The following is a 15,312-nucleotide window of genomic DNA, read 5'->3' as shown; positions in this document are numbered from 1 at the left end:
TTTACACCTTATCCCTCTTTAGCACTATCACTGCATATCGTCGCCATTTCGCAAATAAGAATTATTTTCATTTATTCATACCTTGTGCTATATAACATAGCAAAGGCTATATTCGATGATTAATTAACCACATTGTTGCGAGGGATACTATGACGAATCTACATCGTCTGAAAACACTCCTGATTGCCGGTATTGTCGCGATACTCGCGCTATCGCCAGCCTATGCAAAAGAGAAATTTAAAGTCATCACCACGTTTACCGTTATTGCCGACATGGCGAAAAACGTGGCGGGCGACGCAGCGGAAGTCAGCTCAATTACCAAGCCCGGCGCTGAAATCCATGAGTATCAGCCAACGCCCGGCGATATTAAACGAGCGCAGGGGGCGCAGCTTATCCTCGCGAATGGTCTGAACCTGGAGCGATGGTTCGCCCGCTTTTATCAGCACCTTTCCGGCGTACCGGAAGTCATCGTCTCCACCGGCGTCAAACCGATGGGCATTACCGAAGGCCCGTATAACGGTAAACCGAACCCGCACGCCTGGATGTCGGCAGAAAACGCGCTGATTTATGTCGATAACATTCGCGACGCCCTGGTGAAGTACGATCCGGATAATGCGCAGATCTATAAGCAAAATGCCGAACGCTATAAAGCGAAAATTCGCCAGATGGCCGATCCGTTGCGTGCCGAACTGGAAAAAATTCCCGCCGATCAGCGCTGGCTGGTCACCAGTGAAGGCGCGTTCTCTTACCTGGCGCGCGATAACGACATGAAAGAGCTTTATCTCTGGCCAATTAACGCCGATCAACAGGGTACGCCAAAACAGGTGCGTAAAGTGATTGATACCATTAAAAAGCACCATATTCCCGCCATCTTTAGCGAGAGTACGGTTTCCGATAAACCCGCCCGCCAGGTCGCGCGTGAATCCGGCGCGCATTATGGCGGCGTACTGTATGTCGATTCTCTGAGCGCCGCTGACGGCCCTGTGCCAACCTATCTGGATCTGCTGCGCGTCACGACCGAAACCATCGTCAACGGCATTAACGACGGACTGAGGAGTCAACAATGAGTCAATCTGCGATTACCGTTGATCAAGTCACGGTGACGTATCGCAACGGTCATACCGCCCTACGGGACGCCACTTTTCAGGTGCCTGGCGGTTCAATCGCCGCGCTGGTAGGCGTAAATGGTTCCGGTAAGTCTACGTTATTTAAAGCGTTAATGGGCTTTGTGCATCTTGCGCAGGGAGATATCACTATCCTGCAACAGTCAGTCAACAAGGCGCTGAAAAAAAACCTCATTGCTTATGTTCCGCAATCGGAAGAAGTGGACTGGTCATTTCCGGTGCTGGTAGAAGATGTGGTGATGATGGGACGCTACGGCCATATGGGCTGGCTACGCCGTCCCACTGCGCATGATCACGCCTGTGTTGACGCCGCGCTGGCGCGGGTGGATATGCAGGAATATCGTCACAGGCAGATTGGCGAGCTGTCCGGCGGGCAGAAAAAACGTGTGTTTCTTGCCAGGGCCATCGCTCAGGATGGACAGGTAATCCTGCTGGATGAACCTTTTACCGGCGTGGATGTAAAAACCGAAGCGCGAATCATCGATCTACTACGGGAACTGCGCGATGAAGGCCGCACGATGCTGGTCTCAACGCATAATCTCGGCTCCGTCACCGAGTTTTGCGACTATACGGTAATGATTAAAGGAACCGTACTGGCCAGCGGCCCTACCGAAACCACGTTTACCGCCGCGAATCTGGAACAGGCGTTTAGCGGCGTTCTACGTCATATCGCGCTAAGCGGAGGTGAAGAGCACATCATCACCGATGACGAGCGCCCCTTTATTTCCCGGCGCGTGGCCAGCGGAGGAAAATCGTCATGAACTGGCTTGTTGAGCCGTTTGGCTACCAGTATATGCTCAACGCGATGTGGGTCTCCGCGATGGTGGGCGGTCTGTGCGCGTTTCTCTCCTGCTATTTGATGCTCAAAGGCTGGTCGCTCATTGGCGATGCGCTATCTCACTCTATTGTGCCTGGCGTCGCTGGCGCCTGGATGTTAGGGCTGCCCTTCTCGCTCGGCGCGTTTCTTTCCGGCGGACTGGCGGCAGGCAGTATGCTCTTTCTTAACCAACGCTCACGCCTGAAAGAAGACGCGATTATCGGGCTTATCTTCTCCTCTTTTTTTGGCGTCGGCCTTTTTATGGTGTCGCTCAATCCGATGTCGGTGAATATCCAGACGATTATTCTCGGCAACGTGCTGGCGATCGCGCCAGCGGATATTGCGCAACTGGCGATTATCGGCGCAGTCTCGCTGACGATTCTGCTGTTAAAGTGGAAAGATCTGATGGTCGTCTTTTTCGATGAAACCCATGCGCGTTCTATCGGGCTTAATCCGGGTCGACTAAAGCTGTTGTTTTTCACTCTATTGTCCGTCTCTACCGTGGCGGCCCTGCAAACCGTTGGGGCGTTCCTGGTGATCTGTCTCGTCGTCACGCCGGGCGCGACGGCCTGGTTACTCACCGACCGTTTTCCACGTCTGCTCATGATTGCCGTCGTGATTGGCAGCCTGACCAGTTTTCTGGGCGCATGGCTTAGCTACTGGCTGGATGGCGCCACGGGTGGAATTATTGTCGTCATGCAAACCTTACTGTTCATCACAGCCTTTATTTTCGCCCCGAAACACGGTCTGTTAGCCAACCGTCGACGCGCCCGCCTGCAGAAGGAGCCGACATGTTCTTAACAACGTTACTGGAACCCTTTCAGTTTGATTTTATGGTGAACGCCCTTATGGTTTCGGTCATTGTGGCGATTCCCTGCGCCTTACTGTCCGTGTTTTTAGTGTTAAAAGGCTGGGCGTTAATGGGCGATGCAATGAGTCATGCGGTATTCCCCGGGGTCGTGCTGGCATATATTGTGGGGATCCCCCTGGCGATTGGCGCTTTCATTGCCGGATTATTTTGCGCTATCGCGACCGGCTATCTGGACGATAACAGCCGCATCAAACGTGATACGGTGATGGGCATCGTCTTTTCCGGGATGTTTGGCGCAGGTCTGGTGCTCTATGTTTCTATTCAATCGGAAGTGCATCTGGATCACATCCTGTTTGGGGATATGCTGGGCGTATCGCTGGGGGATATCGTACAAACGTCAGTTATTGCACTGGGTATTGCGTTAATCATTGGGCTGAAATGGAAAGATCTCCTGCTACACGCTTTTGACCCGCACCAGGCGAAAGCCAGCGGGCTGAATATCACGCTACTGCATTATGGCCTGCTATGTATGATTGCGCTGACTATCGTCGCCACGCTGAAATCGGTGGGTATTATTCTGTCGATTTCATTGCTTATCGCCCCCGGCGCAATTGCCATTTTGCTGACGCGACGCTTTGCGCGCGCGCTGGGATTAGCGGTGAGTCTGTCAGTTATTACCGCTTTTGCGGGCGTCTATCTGTCTTTTTATCTTGATAGCGCGCCAGCGCCGACCATCGTGGTATTATTTGCCATCGTGTTTATTGCGGTATTTATTTACGCAACATGGCGCGACAGGCGTAATGAAATCGTACCAGAGGCGCAAGGTTAACACTTTTTTGCCTGCTATTCAGGAAACATACGGTCATAATATAGAGTAGTCTTATGGCGCTGGAAGGATTTCCTCTGGCAGGCAACCTTATAATTTCATTACGATTTAAGTAAAGACTTATATTCAGCTATCCTTTTTTTATGAGCGGATATAGAGAGTTTTTTATCGTTTAGCATAACGGCATTGTTATCGAATCGCTCATAAAGCGTTTCATTCTTTTTGTTTACTATACTGCTTCCCGCCGCCGGATTGGCCTCCACATATTCATTTAATCGTTGTACGCCTTGAGTATGTTTGTAAAAACTCACCGGCAGATAACGGTCTGCTTTATCGGACGGGAGAAAAGGTTCTTCACCACACAGACGTTCACAAATATTATCTTCATGAATTTTTACTAAGTTCATAAATTCAAGCTGAAGTTTTTTGGCGAGCGCCAGGCTAAAAATACCGCATTCAGAAGAGCTTCGTTGAATGTCCAGCTCGACCATAGCAAAATAACAATCAGGCAGTTGTTCACGTTCAAGAGCTGCTTTGGTCCTCAACGCCAGTAAAGCAGGTCCAAAAGCGCTACACGCTGCTGGTTCGAACAAAATCACCGATGTCTTTCCGTCCATAACTCTAAAATCGACGACTGAAATATGGATACCTGAACTTCCCATATTTACGAGAAATCGGGCAGATTCAACGCCTTCCATTCTGGTCTCCTTTATAGAGGAAACAAGCTCATGGACTGACATAACAAATTTAAGATTTAACTCTGGATACTTCTTATTGGCCTGTGCAACAAGAAAAGGCATCATTTCGAGATCGGTTTCCTCGTAACTGATATGAATCCAGCTGCCATCTATAATTTCACTTTCCAGACGCTCAACAATACAGGTCAATGCTTCGGTGTTTAGCTCCCCGCTGACGTCAGGCTGAGGCGATAAACTCGCCCCCATATTACGAGTCGTAGGACTTAGCATACTTTTCCCTCCACATGATAGCTCCTGCACCGAAAATATCATCTTTAACTTTTCAGATTCAATATATTGCCTGCAAAAATATGCCTCAATGATTGAGCCAGGCTACCAACCACCTCCGGATGATTATATATAAGAATTACTACTCAAAAAATCTTTTTTATAATAAAAGCTCAACACATGGTCATAAATGATAAAAAATATTTTAATTCATTCCTACCGCAATCGGTAACGCGCAATTATCGTCAGGTACAGCAGGGTTATGTGCAAAAGCAGTGCGCTGTAAATGCGCGTCTAGTTTCAGTCCCCGGAACAGCGATAGCGGTGAAGAGTCCATCCCCAAACGATACATAACCTTCTTACGATAAATACTGACGGTTTTTGTTCCCAGACCAAATTTTTTCGCCAGTTCAATTGCCGGATGTCCGGAGGATAATAATATCAGCAGCGCATATTTCGCCTGCGTGACACCGGGAGGTAGATTCCACCAGGCGTATTGATTGATATTAAACAATACCTCTTCCGGCGTCTCGCCGGCATTAAAAGCATACGTAGCAGCCACGGTTTTCTTTTGTGGCCTGTGGCAGAAACGCAGCCAGGCTTCCGGAAGACGGAGCTTCTCTCGCTCCGAGCGGATAGCGCAGGATAGTTCGTCTTTTAAAACATAATCCATAACGCCAAAATATTGCAGCACACAGCGATCGATATAATACAAGCGATCTGCCACTACCAAAACTTTACGGTTCTGCAACCGCGTCAGCAACGCATGAAAAAGATAAACATGCTCATGCGGGTTCAAAGCTAAAATCAGCCCGGCGTCCGGCATATCGGATAGAGAATGCAAAAGTGCGGTTAATGAGTTACACGTTTTAACGCACTTTTCCGGATATTTTTGCTTAAAAATAGACTGAAGGGCATAACAATTAGTCCAGTTAATACCGTATATAATTACATTTCTCATTTATTTATCCTTTTTTGAAAACTGACCACAGCTTCGGTAATGATTTTTCTTCCTGGGCGACTACTGCGCAAGTAGATAACGCCTTCTTACTACAAAGGTAATAAGACCAGATACGTTATTACATGCGCAATGTCGTTACCGAAATGAATTCCTTTTACAAATCTGATAATGATTAAATTTGCTGTTTTACTTTACTGTAATCTCTTAGAGTACAACGATTGCCCGGCGCCTGGTGGCCATGTATGTCTGACAATGAACGCTTTCGATTCCCTTTCATTAACTACATATCACTGGTGTAGCGATACTGAAATATACACTACGATTAAAAAAATATTTGGTATCTGTAACGCAAACAGATAGTAACGTTTAAAATAATTTCACAAATCAATGGTTCATCGTACGCATAAAGCTAAGCGGTGTAATCTTAAAATGCCGTTTAAAAATAGCGATAAAATAAGAAGGCGTATCATAGCCACACATCGTCGCGACTTGTGAAATATTTCCAGCCCCCATACGTAATAATTTTATAGCCTGATTCATACGAGCATCTAGGTATATTTTGCTAAAACTCACCTCTTCAGCGGCCAGTTTTCGCTTCAGACTTGATACGCTCATAAACAGCTTTCCCGCCACCTCAGCCTGTGACCATTTGCGGGTGAGATCGCTGATAATAATGTTATAAACTTTCTCTTTTGTCGTAATTTTTATTGCTCGCTCAAGGAAATCAAACCCACCGGGCTTACGTACAAATGCCGATATAAGATACATCAATGAGAAATATGAATAATCATGATCATCAATACTCACATTACTACAAACCCGTGGACATGCCACACCATGCAAAATAGAGTCAAAAGTATCACTCATCCCTGGCAACAAGTCCGCATGAAAAAAATACTTTGGTTTCGTTTTTAATGATAGCTCTCGATCATTATAGTTTCTTGTACTGTAAAAAACTTTGTAGAATTTTTGCATTAAGTCATAGGAAACTTCCAGTGAAGAAAAATCAATATGCCCTTCTATTTCGCTCATACTAAGCGTGATTGTTTGATCTTTTTCCAATAAAAATAAACACGGCGCAGATTGTTCGATGAACTCCCCAAATTCGTTTTCAATTCGCAAACTGCCTTTATTAAGTTTAAACAATAAGCAGTTTGCGACATAATAGTCTCTTACGTCAGCTAATCCATTTATTAATGGAAATTTGTTCGGCTGTTGAAGGTGATTATTGCTAATGGCCTCAACTGATTTATTCATTGAAGGCAATACCATATTTTATCCTGTGTGCTATAAGGAACTCAAAATCGTTATATTCTTATAAACAAATAATTAAAACTCACAGAGATGATTTAAATCCGATTTTTTTATTATTATAGCCAATAATTACATTCCAACGCGCGTTCATTTCGTCACAAAAAGATACCCTTACAAACTTTATGCACAATTTTGTAATGAAAGCTTACAATATTAATATAATCATTTCAGAATAAAACGGCTGGCAGACATCTTAATAATCCATATACATCAATAAGATAGACACACTGGCATGGTGCATTTTCTGCATTATTTGCTGATATATACACCATACCTTATCACAAATCGCCAGCAATGGGGGTTCACCAGTCAATTGCCTCTTTGTTTTCCCCGCCCGATAAAATAATCTCCTGCATCCAGGAGGTCATTTGTGACTGTGCGTTCATTGTACCAACTAATACCCCGTTTAAAGCCTCATATAAATGGGTGCCCGGTTCAACTTTTGCTAACATGTTTTGTAGCATAGCCGTTTGCTGCTCAAAAGAAACAAAAGCCGAATCACCACTGTTAGGATCTTTGAAGGCATTCATCTCTTGATAAATGCTATCTTTAAGCGTTTCAGAAGAGGCTGACTCAGGAAGCGCCAGAAGTCGTTGGTAGAATGCATCATAAAGATCAACGTCGCCGCCATTGCTTAAAGGCGCGCTATCCACATTATTCAGCATAGCGGCCCTGGCACTCAACGAAACCACACCCGTCGCTTCAGTATCTGCTGTCGGGACCAAATAAGAAGTCGGAATCGTACCCGGTATCACCTTATAACCTCCGCTTGCGTTTTTGTCTTCCATTCATCAATAAGTGCGTTAATGGCGTTATCAGAAATTGTCCGGCAGTCTTGTGGAAGTTCATCAAGATGATGCTTAATGACGCCTACTGCCGTTTCAACAAATTGTTCAGGTGAAAATTCTGCGATCTGATCGCCGCAACTCATGATAAAGCGCTGTTCCTGATGATATTTAAGATTAAAAGTGCCTGGCCAGTTCTCCATAAGCAACACCATCAGTTTTTGGTGATCTTTTTTCGCATTAACTGGCAGTGTTAAAAAAAGTTGCCCCTCAGGCTTATCGAAATCCCTTAGCCACTCATCCAGGACGGTTAAAAGCGTTTCGGGATGGTCGACCGCAGCTGAAAATAACTCGCGGGCATAAATCTGTATTTTTTCCATCCACTTCCAGGCCATTGTCTGATTATCAGTAAGATAAGCGGCGACCTGCTGTAACGCGTCTATCATTCCCTGCTCGTAACCTTCCTGATAGGCGTACATCCGCAAGGTCTTTGCCTCTTCTTCCGCCTCTCGCAAAATACGCTTAGCCCGTTGATGCGCCTGCTGTTCTAATCTTTCAATAGAGAAATAACGTTCCAGCGTTTTACGCTTTATCAGTATCCCCTCAACAGGCGAAAGCGGGGACGGTATTGGGATATTTTTGAGCATATTGTAAGGCCAGTAGCAAAATTGACATTTCTACAGCATCCTGCTTCAATGCCTCCTCAATAAATGGAGGAAAAAGCAAAGGAAAACGCTGTGCTAAAGATTCAGGTAAAAATTCATTTAGGGCATTTAACTGTGCATACCCGACGCTAAGTAAAAACCGGTGATTCGGCGCCTTATTGCAGACAGATAAACTTGTTCCCTGATGCATTGCCAAAAATGCTTGCGCCCAATCCGGCAGGCCAAGCAAGGCTCCCTGCCTTGCCAGATCGGCTCTCAGTTTATGGCAACCGAGTAAATACGCTACCTGCGGCAGTCGGCGCCACTGACGCAGCCACAGCTGCGTCAGTGAGTTTTGAATACACTCCTTTTCTCCGTTCTTAAGCCGCCATGCCGCCAGTATTAACTCATTTGCCGCCGCCCTGGCGGCGGGTCTGACAATCATTTCCGGCGCTATCTGCAACCGCTGAGGATGGATATACGATAACGGATCAAAAATGATTCTTTGCCAGATAATGGGTAATGGCTGCCTATTCATTTGACGATTTCGCCTTATCATCAGCCGTTATGCCTTTCTTATTGCGGGCATAATGGTTTTTGTAATACCAGACGCCAAAGCCTGCTGACATCACGGATAACAAAATAATCAACACAATCCAACTGGTTGCAAAAGAATTACGTTTTACTGGTGTGCCGGGAGCCTGTAATTGGGCATCAGAACGTTCTGACAACACAACAGAAATGTTGTCATAATCCACATCGGCAAAACTATTCTTTAAGAAACGCTTGATATCGCTGATCTGATGCGCAAGCGGCGAACCTCGTTCATATACGGCTAATGCCGACAGATGAACAGGTTTTGGCGGACGGCCATTTTCACCAGCATCAATATCATAACTAATATGGACCCTGGCGGAGAGCACGCCCTCCATCGTCTGTAATGACTGTTCCAGTCGCTGTTCAATAGCCGAATATAACCTGGCCTTTTCAGCTCGCGGAGACGATACCAGCGAATCCGCCGGGAACATCTGCGCTATTTCCACCCGTGGCCGGGGAGGAAGCTGATAAGTTTTAATCCAGTACACCGCAGCGGTAAAATCAGGCTCAGCAACGGTAATGCTATAGCCCAATTTTCCGCTATCAATTTTATTCGCCTCTATATTGTGCATTTGCAGAACGGCAATGACCTCATTAGCCTGTTCCTGGTCCAGTCCTTTTAAAAGATCCTTATCCTTACAGCCGGCAAGGGTCATTACCAGCAGAAAGGTATATAGATATCGACGAATCATGAGCGTAATAGCGTTTCAACAGCCCCGACTCCTTTACGAGTAAGGGTACTTACCATAGAAACATACAGGTTATAATCTGAAATCATCTCTTGCGAAATAGCCAGCTCTTTAGGATCCGTCACCAGATTAGGGTCCTCAATCCTGTTGGTAATCGTCTGTTTATCCACAGCCGTGGCAATCGCCGAACCAGAAAAAGCCTGGAGTAGCCGGTCATCCAGCGAGACAATGTCCGTCTCCATAGACCTGATATTGACCGCCTGCCCTATAACGGCATTCTCTGGGACAATAGTTGCAATCGACATAATCCACCTTATAACTGATTAACGGAAGTTCTGAATAATGGCAGCATCAATATCCTTAAAGACTTTTACCGTGTTCGATTGCGCGTTACGGTACAAGTTATATTCCGAGAGCTTACTCTGATACGCCGCCAGTAGCGCCGGATCGGAGGGTTTTGCTGCTAATTTATCCAGCGCCTCTGTTACCTGCGTTTGTAGATTATCAACGCCCGTATCAAATTTTGCTGAGACGTCATCCAGATAGCCTGACCAAGGTGTTGCCATAATGACTTCCTTATTTACGTTAAATTAAAGTGGGCTTGGGAAATACCAATGGCCTGGGCTCATTTTGATATAACCTTCCGCCCCGTACTGAAATGAGCGCCCCTTGAGCCAGTCATCTTTTAATTCGATCGCAAACTGCACATAGCGTCCTCCCCATGTGCGGTAATAGCTATCGACAAATTGACGGGCTCTGAGTATTTCTACATCATCGAGCGCCCCCTGAATAACAAACGTTACGCCCCCCTTATGATTCCTGCGGGAATAAGGTAACGCCTGCTGTTTTAGCCCCGCTTCCGCCTGGCCTGCTGCGGTAACATCGTCCATCAACGTGATGTTAACCGAATCCGCGTAAGGCATTAGCGCTCTCAGCTTTTGACTTAACATCTCGAGCTCTTTCTTGCTCATCGTGTTTCGCTGGCGGCTTAGCCAGAAAACGGGTTTACGCGGCTCATCGAAATGAATCCGATAATAAGCCAGCTGCGGATAATAGGTATCCAGCCAGATAGAGATACGCTTATTTTCTTCGTTTTCGTTAATCACTCGCGCATTTTTATCATAATCGCCCCTCGCTAAAACCTGACGAGCCCACAGCGTATCTCTTTCATTTTGCGCAGCGACATAGAGCATTTTGTCCCGGCCTGGCAACACCTGAAAACGCTCCTTCTCCTGCCCCAATAACGAATCGAGCTCTGCGGCCTGCCGCTGCGGCGAGTTAAGTATCCATAACGTCCCCACAGTCCCAATTCCCAATATAAAAAACCCGGCCAGTGCTGCTACAATTCCGTTTTTAAAACGCGGCTCGTTCTTTTTTGCAGACGTTTCTAACTTCTCAGGCTGCTCGGGCACCCACGGCTCGCTTTCCGGGCGAATCAGGATAAGCAATTCACCGACCTGTATTGGCGTATTTAATTGCACCGAACGAGATTCAGAATTTCCTTCTTTCAGCTCATGGAGTATAATTTCGGTCGTATCCGTATCCACCTGGATTTCAAAATTTACTCCGCCATGGTCCAGCGGGATAAAAAAGCTATCGGCAGGTATATCAGGGAGTTGGCCTGAAGCAGTGAGCGCATCACTCTGACCTACCACAAAGAGTGTTCGGCCTGTCAGCAATGGAAACTCACAGCCGTTCAGTGAGCTGTTAAGTAATCGAACTATGTATGGCCCAGGGCTTGTTATCGTCTTCTCTTTTGATGTTTCCATATATACTGTTAGCGATGTCTGTCGTTCTCGATAGCAGCAGATTACCGCACAGGACACAGGGATTCCTGATGAAAATAGAATGAAAAGTGAGAAATAAAATCAATTTATTCTGTATAATGCGTCTCAACACATATTAAAAGAACCATCATCCCCATTGGGGCTTAAACTACTGTAGATAAATTACCCAAATTTGGGTTCTTTTGGTGTAACAATCAGACCATTGCCAACACACGCTAATAAAGAGCATTTACAACTCAGATTTTTTCAGTAGGATACCAGTAAGGAACATTAAAATAACATCAACAAAGGGATAATATGGAAAATGTAACCTTTGTAAGTAATAGTCATCAGCGTCCTGCCGCAGATAACTTACAGAAATTAAAATCACTTTTGACAAATACCCGGCAGCAAATTAAAAGTCAGACTCAGCAGGTTACCATCAAAAATCTTTATGTAAGCAGTTTCACTTTAGTTTGCTTTCGGAGCGGTAAACTGACGATTAGCAATAATCACGATACGATTTACTGTGACGAACCTGGGATGTTGGTGCTCAAAAAAGAGCAGGTAGTTAACGTGACGCTTGAAGAGGTCAATGGCCACATGGATTTCGATATACTCGAGATACCGACGCAACGACTTGGCGCTCTCTATGCACTTATCCCAAACGAGCAGCAAACCAAAATGGCGGTACCCACAGAGAAAGCGCAGAAAATCTTCTATACGCCTGACTTTCCTGCCAGAAGAGAGGTATTTGAACATCTGAAAACGGCGTTCTCCTGTACGAAGGATACAAGCAAAGGTTGCAGTAACTGTAACAACAAAAGTTGTATTGAAAATGAAGAGTTAATTCCTTATTTTCTGCTGTTCCTGCTTACTGCTTTTCTCCGACTCCCGGAGAGTTATGAGATCATCCTTAGCTCGGCTCAGATAACGTTAAAGGAGCGCGTTTACAACATTATATCTTCGTCACCCAGTAGACAGTGGAAGCTTACGGATGTTGCCGATCATATATTTATGAGTACGTCAACGCTCAAACGGAAACTTGCAGAAGAAGGTACCAGCTTTAGCGACATCTACTTATCGGCAAGAATGAATCAGGCAGCAAAACTTTTACGCATAGGCAACCATAATGTTAATGCTGTAGCATTAAAATGTGGTTATGATAGCACGTCCTACTTCATTCAATGTTTCAAAAAATATTTTAAAACTACGCCATCGACATTCATAAAAATGGCGAACCATTAACATTTTTTGTATCTGTCACTTAAGTAAAGATTTTTATTAAAATTGTAATAATTTAAAATTCAGACTGCGCATTAACACGCTCTATCAGGATGGGAGGCTATTCAATATCATTGTTCTGTCCGGAAGACAGCTTATACTGATATCTCTGGTAATTTAAAGTAAGGCTGATTATATAACACGATTTTTGTGAACTTGTCATCGCTATGATGACTGGTAAAACGATATTGCCTTATTCACAGCGTAAGAATTCGTCCAGATGACACTATCTCCTTCCGGCTTTAACCCTGTGGATTAAGGCCGGCATTTTATTCATATTTATACATCATCCGTTCCCTCTGAGAACTATTTGCCTGAACGGTTTATACCGAAACAGTCACGCTTGTTAGCTTTCTGCCAGGCATACCTCCTCTCTTCCTCCTGATATCGATATAATGCCTGGGGCCAGCCTGAGGATGATACTGCTCATAAACCCCCTGCCTTTTTGACGCTATAACTGAAGGGAGTAAAGAAAAGACGATATCATTATTTTGCAAAAAAAATATAAAAATAAGCGCACCATTAAAAACAGTCTTTCATTTATATTTTGGAACCTAAGACAAATTACACTCTTAAACTTTCAACGAATGGTCATTTAGTGGAAATCTTCGAGAAAAATGGTTCTGATGGTGTAATTATCAGACCATTAACCATGAAGATATAATAAGCAGCATTTACACCCCAAAAAAATGCAGTAAGATAGCTACAAAACTAATCTCTATTGCAATGAGGCCAAGTTAAATATGTAAATATTTAGATGCCAGGCGCTGACTCTCTCTGCACCAGGATATACGGCAGCGTCCATTCGATAATCACGGTTAGTTATAACAATATTATTACCAACATGTCAGTTATTTAAAGCACAGGCATAAGCTAAATAATCAAATGTTAAAAACATATAAACCCGAGCCCGTAGAATATGACATTAAGCTCATAATAAAAGCTCAACCTGACCGTTAGTACTAACAGCAGAATTACTGAAACAGTAGATTCTATCCTAACGACTTGTATTAGTTATTATAACTTTTCACCCTGTAAGAGAATACACTATTATCATGCCACATTTTAATCCTGTTCCTGTATCGAATAAAAAATTCGTCTTTGATGATTTCATACTCAACATGGACGGCTCCCTGCTACGCTCAGAAAAGAAAGTCAATATTCCGCCAAAAGAATATGCCGTTCTGGTCATCCTGCTCGAAGCCGCCGGCGAGATTGTGAGTAAAAACACCTTACTGGACCAGGTATGGGGCGACGCGGAAGTTAACGAAGAATCTCTTACCCGCTGTATTTATGCCTTACGACGTATTCTGTCGGAAGATAAAGAGCATCGTTACATTGAAACACTGTACGGACAGGGCTATCGGTTTAATCGTCCGGTCGTAGTGGTGTCTCCGCCAGCGCCGCAACCTACGACTCATACATTGGCGATACTTCCTTTTCAGATGCAGGATCAGGTTCAATCCGAGAGTCTGCATTACTCTATCGTGAAGGGATTATCGCAGTATGCGCCCTTTGGCCTGAGCGTGCTGCCGGTGACCATTACGAAGAACTGCCGCAGTGTTAAGGATATTCTTGAGCTCATGGATCAATTACGCCCCGATTATTATATCTCCGGGCAGATGATACCCGATGGTAATGATAATATTGTACAGATTGAGATAGTTCGGGTTAAAGGTTATCACCTGCTGCACCAGGAAAGCATTAAGTTGATAGAACACCAACCCGCTTCTCTCTTGCAAAACAAAATTGCGAATCTTTTGCTCAGATGTATTCCCGGACTTCGCTGGGACACAAAGCAGATTAGCGAGCTAAATTCGATTGACAGTACTATGGTTTACTTACGCGGTAAGCATGAGTTAAATCAATACACCCCCTATAGCTTACAGCAAGCGCTTAAATTGCTGACTCAATGCGTTAACATGTCGCCAAACAGCATTGCGCCTTACTGTGCGCTGGCAGAATGCTACCTCAGCATGGCGCAAATGGGGATTTTTGATAAACAAAACGCTATGATCAAAGCTAAAGAACATGCGATTAAGGCGACAGAGCTGGACCACAATAATCCACAAGCTTTAGGATTACTGGGGCTAATTAATACGATTCACTCAGAATACATCGTCGGGAGTTTGCTATTCAAACAAGCTAACTTACTTTCGCCCATTTCTGCAGATATTAAATATTATTATGGCTGGAATCTTTTCATGGCTGGTCAGTTGGAGGAGGCCTTACAAACGATTAACGAGTGTTTAAAATTGGACCCAACGCGCGCAGCCGCAGGGATCACTAAGCTGTGGATTACCTATTATCATACCGGTATTGATGATGCTATACGTTTAGGCGATGAATTACGCTCACAACACCTGCAGGATAATCCAATATTATTAAGTATGCAGGTTATGTTTCTTTCGCTTAAAGGTAAACATGAACTGGCACGAAAATTAACTAAAGAAATATCCACGCAGGAAATAACAGGACTTATTGCTGTTAATCTTCTTTACGCTGAATATTGTCAGAATAGTGAGCGTGCCTTACCGACGATAAGAGAATTTCTGGAAAGTGAACAGCGTATAGATAATAATCCGGGATTATTACCGTTAGTGCTGGTTGCCCACGGCGAAGCTATTGCCGAGAAAATGTGGAATAAATTTAAAAACGAAGACAATATTTGGTTCAAAAGATGGAAACAGGATCCCCGCTTGATTAAATTACGGTAAAATCTGAGAGAG

16 protein-coding genes are annotated in these 15,312 nt (G+C 44.7%); 6 read left to right on the top strand and 10 right to left on the bottom strand.

Features of this window, described 5'->3' with window-relative positions:
• Positions 1-149: 149 nt before the first annotated feature.
• From sitA to sitD, 4 genes are read left to right on the top strand one after another with little or no spacing between them, the layout of a single operon-like run.
• Entirely contained in the window at positions 150-1,067 is a 918-nt protein-coding gene (gene sitA, locus J1G48_RS04935) for an iron/manganese ABC transporter substrate-binding protein SitA (RefSeq protein WP_000182929.1), read from the top strand.
• On the top strand, positions 1,064-1,885 hold the full coding sequence (gene sitB, locus J1G48_RS04930; RefSeq protein WP_000083153.1) for an iron/manganese ABC transporter ATP-binding protein SitB: 822 nt from the start codon (positions 1,064-1,066) through the stop codon (positions 1,883-1,885). Before sitA ends, sitB begins: the two co-directional genes overlap by 4 nt.
• Positions 1,882-2,742 carry an iron/manganese ABC transporter permease subunit SitC gene (sitC, locus tag J1G48_RS04925; RefSeq protein WP_001104336.1) on the top strand — a complete coding sequence of 287 codons (861 nt, stop codon included), beginning with the start codon at positions 1,882-1,884 and terminating at the stop codon, positions 2,740-2,742. Before sitB ends, sitC begins: the two co-directional genes overlap by 4 nt.
• Positions 2,733-3,581: an iron/manganese ABC transporter permease subunit SitD gene (gene sitD / locus J1G48_RS04920; protein ID WP_000480205.1), complete on the top strand. Its 849-nt coding sequence runs from the start codon at positions 2,733-2,735 to the stop codon at positions 3,579-3,581. The genes sitC and sitD overlap by 10 nt, the downstream gene beginning before the upstream one ends.
• A gap of 98 nt (positions 3,582-3,679) precedes the next feature.
• On the opposite strand, the gene avrA is transcribed toward sitD, so the two are convergent.
• The 10 genes from avrA to prgH all read right to left on the bottom strand — a co-directional run bounded on the left by avrA (position 3,680) and on the right by prgH (position 11,302).
• Positions 3,680-4,588, bottom strand: coding sequence for a type III secretion system YopJ family effector AvrA (gene avrA, locus J1G48_RS04915; protein ID WP_001576330.1), 909 nt, complete (start codon positions 4,586-4,588; stop codon positions 3,680-3,682).
• 160 nt (positions 4,589-4,748) lie between these two features.
• Positions 4,749-5,504, bottom strand: coding sequence for a transcriptional regulator SprB (gene sprB / locus J1G48_RS04910; protein ID WP_001246659.1), 756 nt, complete (start codon positions 5,502-5,504; stop codon positions 4,749-4,751).
• Between the two features lie 384 nt (positions 5,505-5,888).
• Positions 5,889-6,776 (bottom strand): invasion transcriptional regulator HilC, encoded by an 888-nt coding sequence (gene hilC, locus J1G48_RS04905; protein ID WP_000243998.1) that lies wholly within the window; start codon positions 6,774-6,776, stop codon positions 5,889-5,891.
• Positions 6,777-7,120: 344 nt separating this feature from the next.
• Complete coding sequence (locus J1G48_RS04900; protein WP_000612179.1) at positions 7,121-7,573, bottom strand: type III secretion system effector protein OrgC; 453 nt, start codon at positions 7,571-7,573, stop codon at positions 7,121-7,123.
• Positions 7,570-8,250 (bottom strand): type III secretion system linker protein OrgB, encoded by a 681-nt coding sequence (gene orgB, locus J1G48_RS04895; protein WP_000916654.1) that lies wholly within the window; start codon positions 8,248-8,250, stop codon positions 7,570-7,572. The genes J1G48_RS04900 and orgB overlap by 4 nt, the downstream gene beginning before the upstream one ends.
• A complete protein-coding gene (gene orgA / locus J1G48_RS04890) occupies positions 8,207-8,806 on the bottom strand; it encodes an oxygen-regulated invasion protein OrgA (RefSeq protein WP_001574876.1) in 600 nt (199 codons plus the stop codon). Before orgA ends, orgB begins: the two co-directional genes overlap by 44 nt.
• The gene (prgK, locus tag J1G48_RS04885) at positions 8,778-9,536 is read right to left on the bottom strand and encodes a type III secretion system inner membrane ring lipoprotein PrgK (protein ID WP_000621238.1); all 759 of its coding nucleotides are present in this window, start codon (positions 9,534-9,536) and stop codon (positions 8,778-8,780) included. Before prgK ends, orgA begins: the two co-directional genes overlap by 29 nt.
• Positions 9,533-9,838: a type III secretion system inner rod protein PrgJ gene (gene prgJ, locus J1G48_RS04880; RefSeq protein ID WP_000020431.1), complete on the bottom strand. Its 306-nt coding sequence runs from the start codon at positions 9,836-9,838 to the stop codon at positions 9,533-9,535. The genes prgK and prgJ overlap by 4 nt, the downstream gene beginning before the upstream one ends.
• Positions 9,839-9,856: 18 nt before the next feature.
• Positions 9,857-10,099 carry a type III secretion system needle filament protein PrgI gene (gene prgI / locus J1G48_RS04875; protein ID WP_000235228.1) on the bottom strand — a complete coding sequence of 81 codons (243 nt, stop codon included), beginning with the start codon at positions 10,097-10,099 and terminating at the stop codon, positions 9,857-9,859.
• Between the two features lie 24 nt (positions 10,100-10,123).
• Positions 10,124-11,302 carry a type III secretion system inner membrane ring protein PrgH gene (gene prgH, locus J1G48_RS04870; RefSeq protein WP_000450198.1) on the bottom strand — a complete coding sequence of 393 codons (1,179 nt, stop codon included), beginning with the start codon at positions 11,300-11,302 and terminating at the stop codon, positions 10,124-10,126.
• Positions 11,303-11,617: 315 nt separating this feature from the next.
• On the opposite strand from prgH, the gene hilD reads away from it, so the two are divergent.
• Together hilD and hilA are read left to right on the top strand one after the other, a co-directional pair.
• Positions 11,618-12,547 (top strand): transcriptional regulator HilD, encoded by a 930-nt coding sequence (gene hilD, locus J1G48_RS04865; RefSeq protein WP_000432699.1) that lies wholly within the window; start codon positions 11,618-11,620, stop codon positions 12,545-12,547.
• A 1,091-nt stretch (positions 12,548-13,638) separates the two neighbouring features.
• Entirely contained in the window at positions 13,639-15,300 is a 1,662-nt protein-coding gene (hilA, locus tag J1G48_RS04860; RefSeq protein WP_001120085.1) for a transcriptional regulator HilA, read from the top strand.
• The last annotated feature ends 12 nt before the right edge of the window (positions 15,301-15,312 follow it).

The sequence above is a fragment of the Salmonella sp. SAL-020 genome (assembly GCF_017372215.1).
In the GTDB taxonomy this organism is placed as follows: domain Bacteria; phylum Pseudomonadota; class Gammaproteobacteria; order Enterobacterales; family Enterobacteriaceae; genus Salmonella; species Salmonella enterica.
The sequence above is the reverse complement of the archived record's forward strand: the minus strand, read 5'-3'. Positions and strand labels throughout refer to the sequence as shown.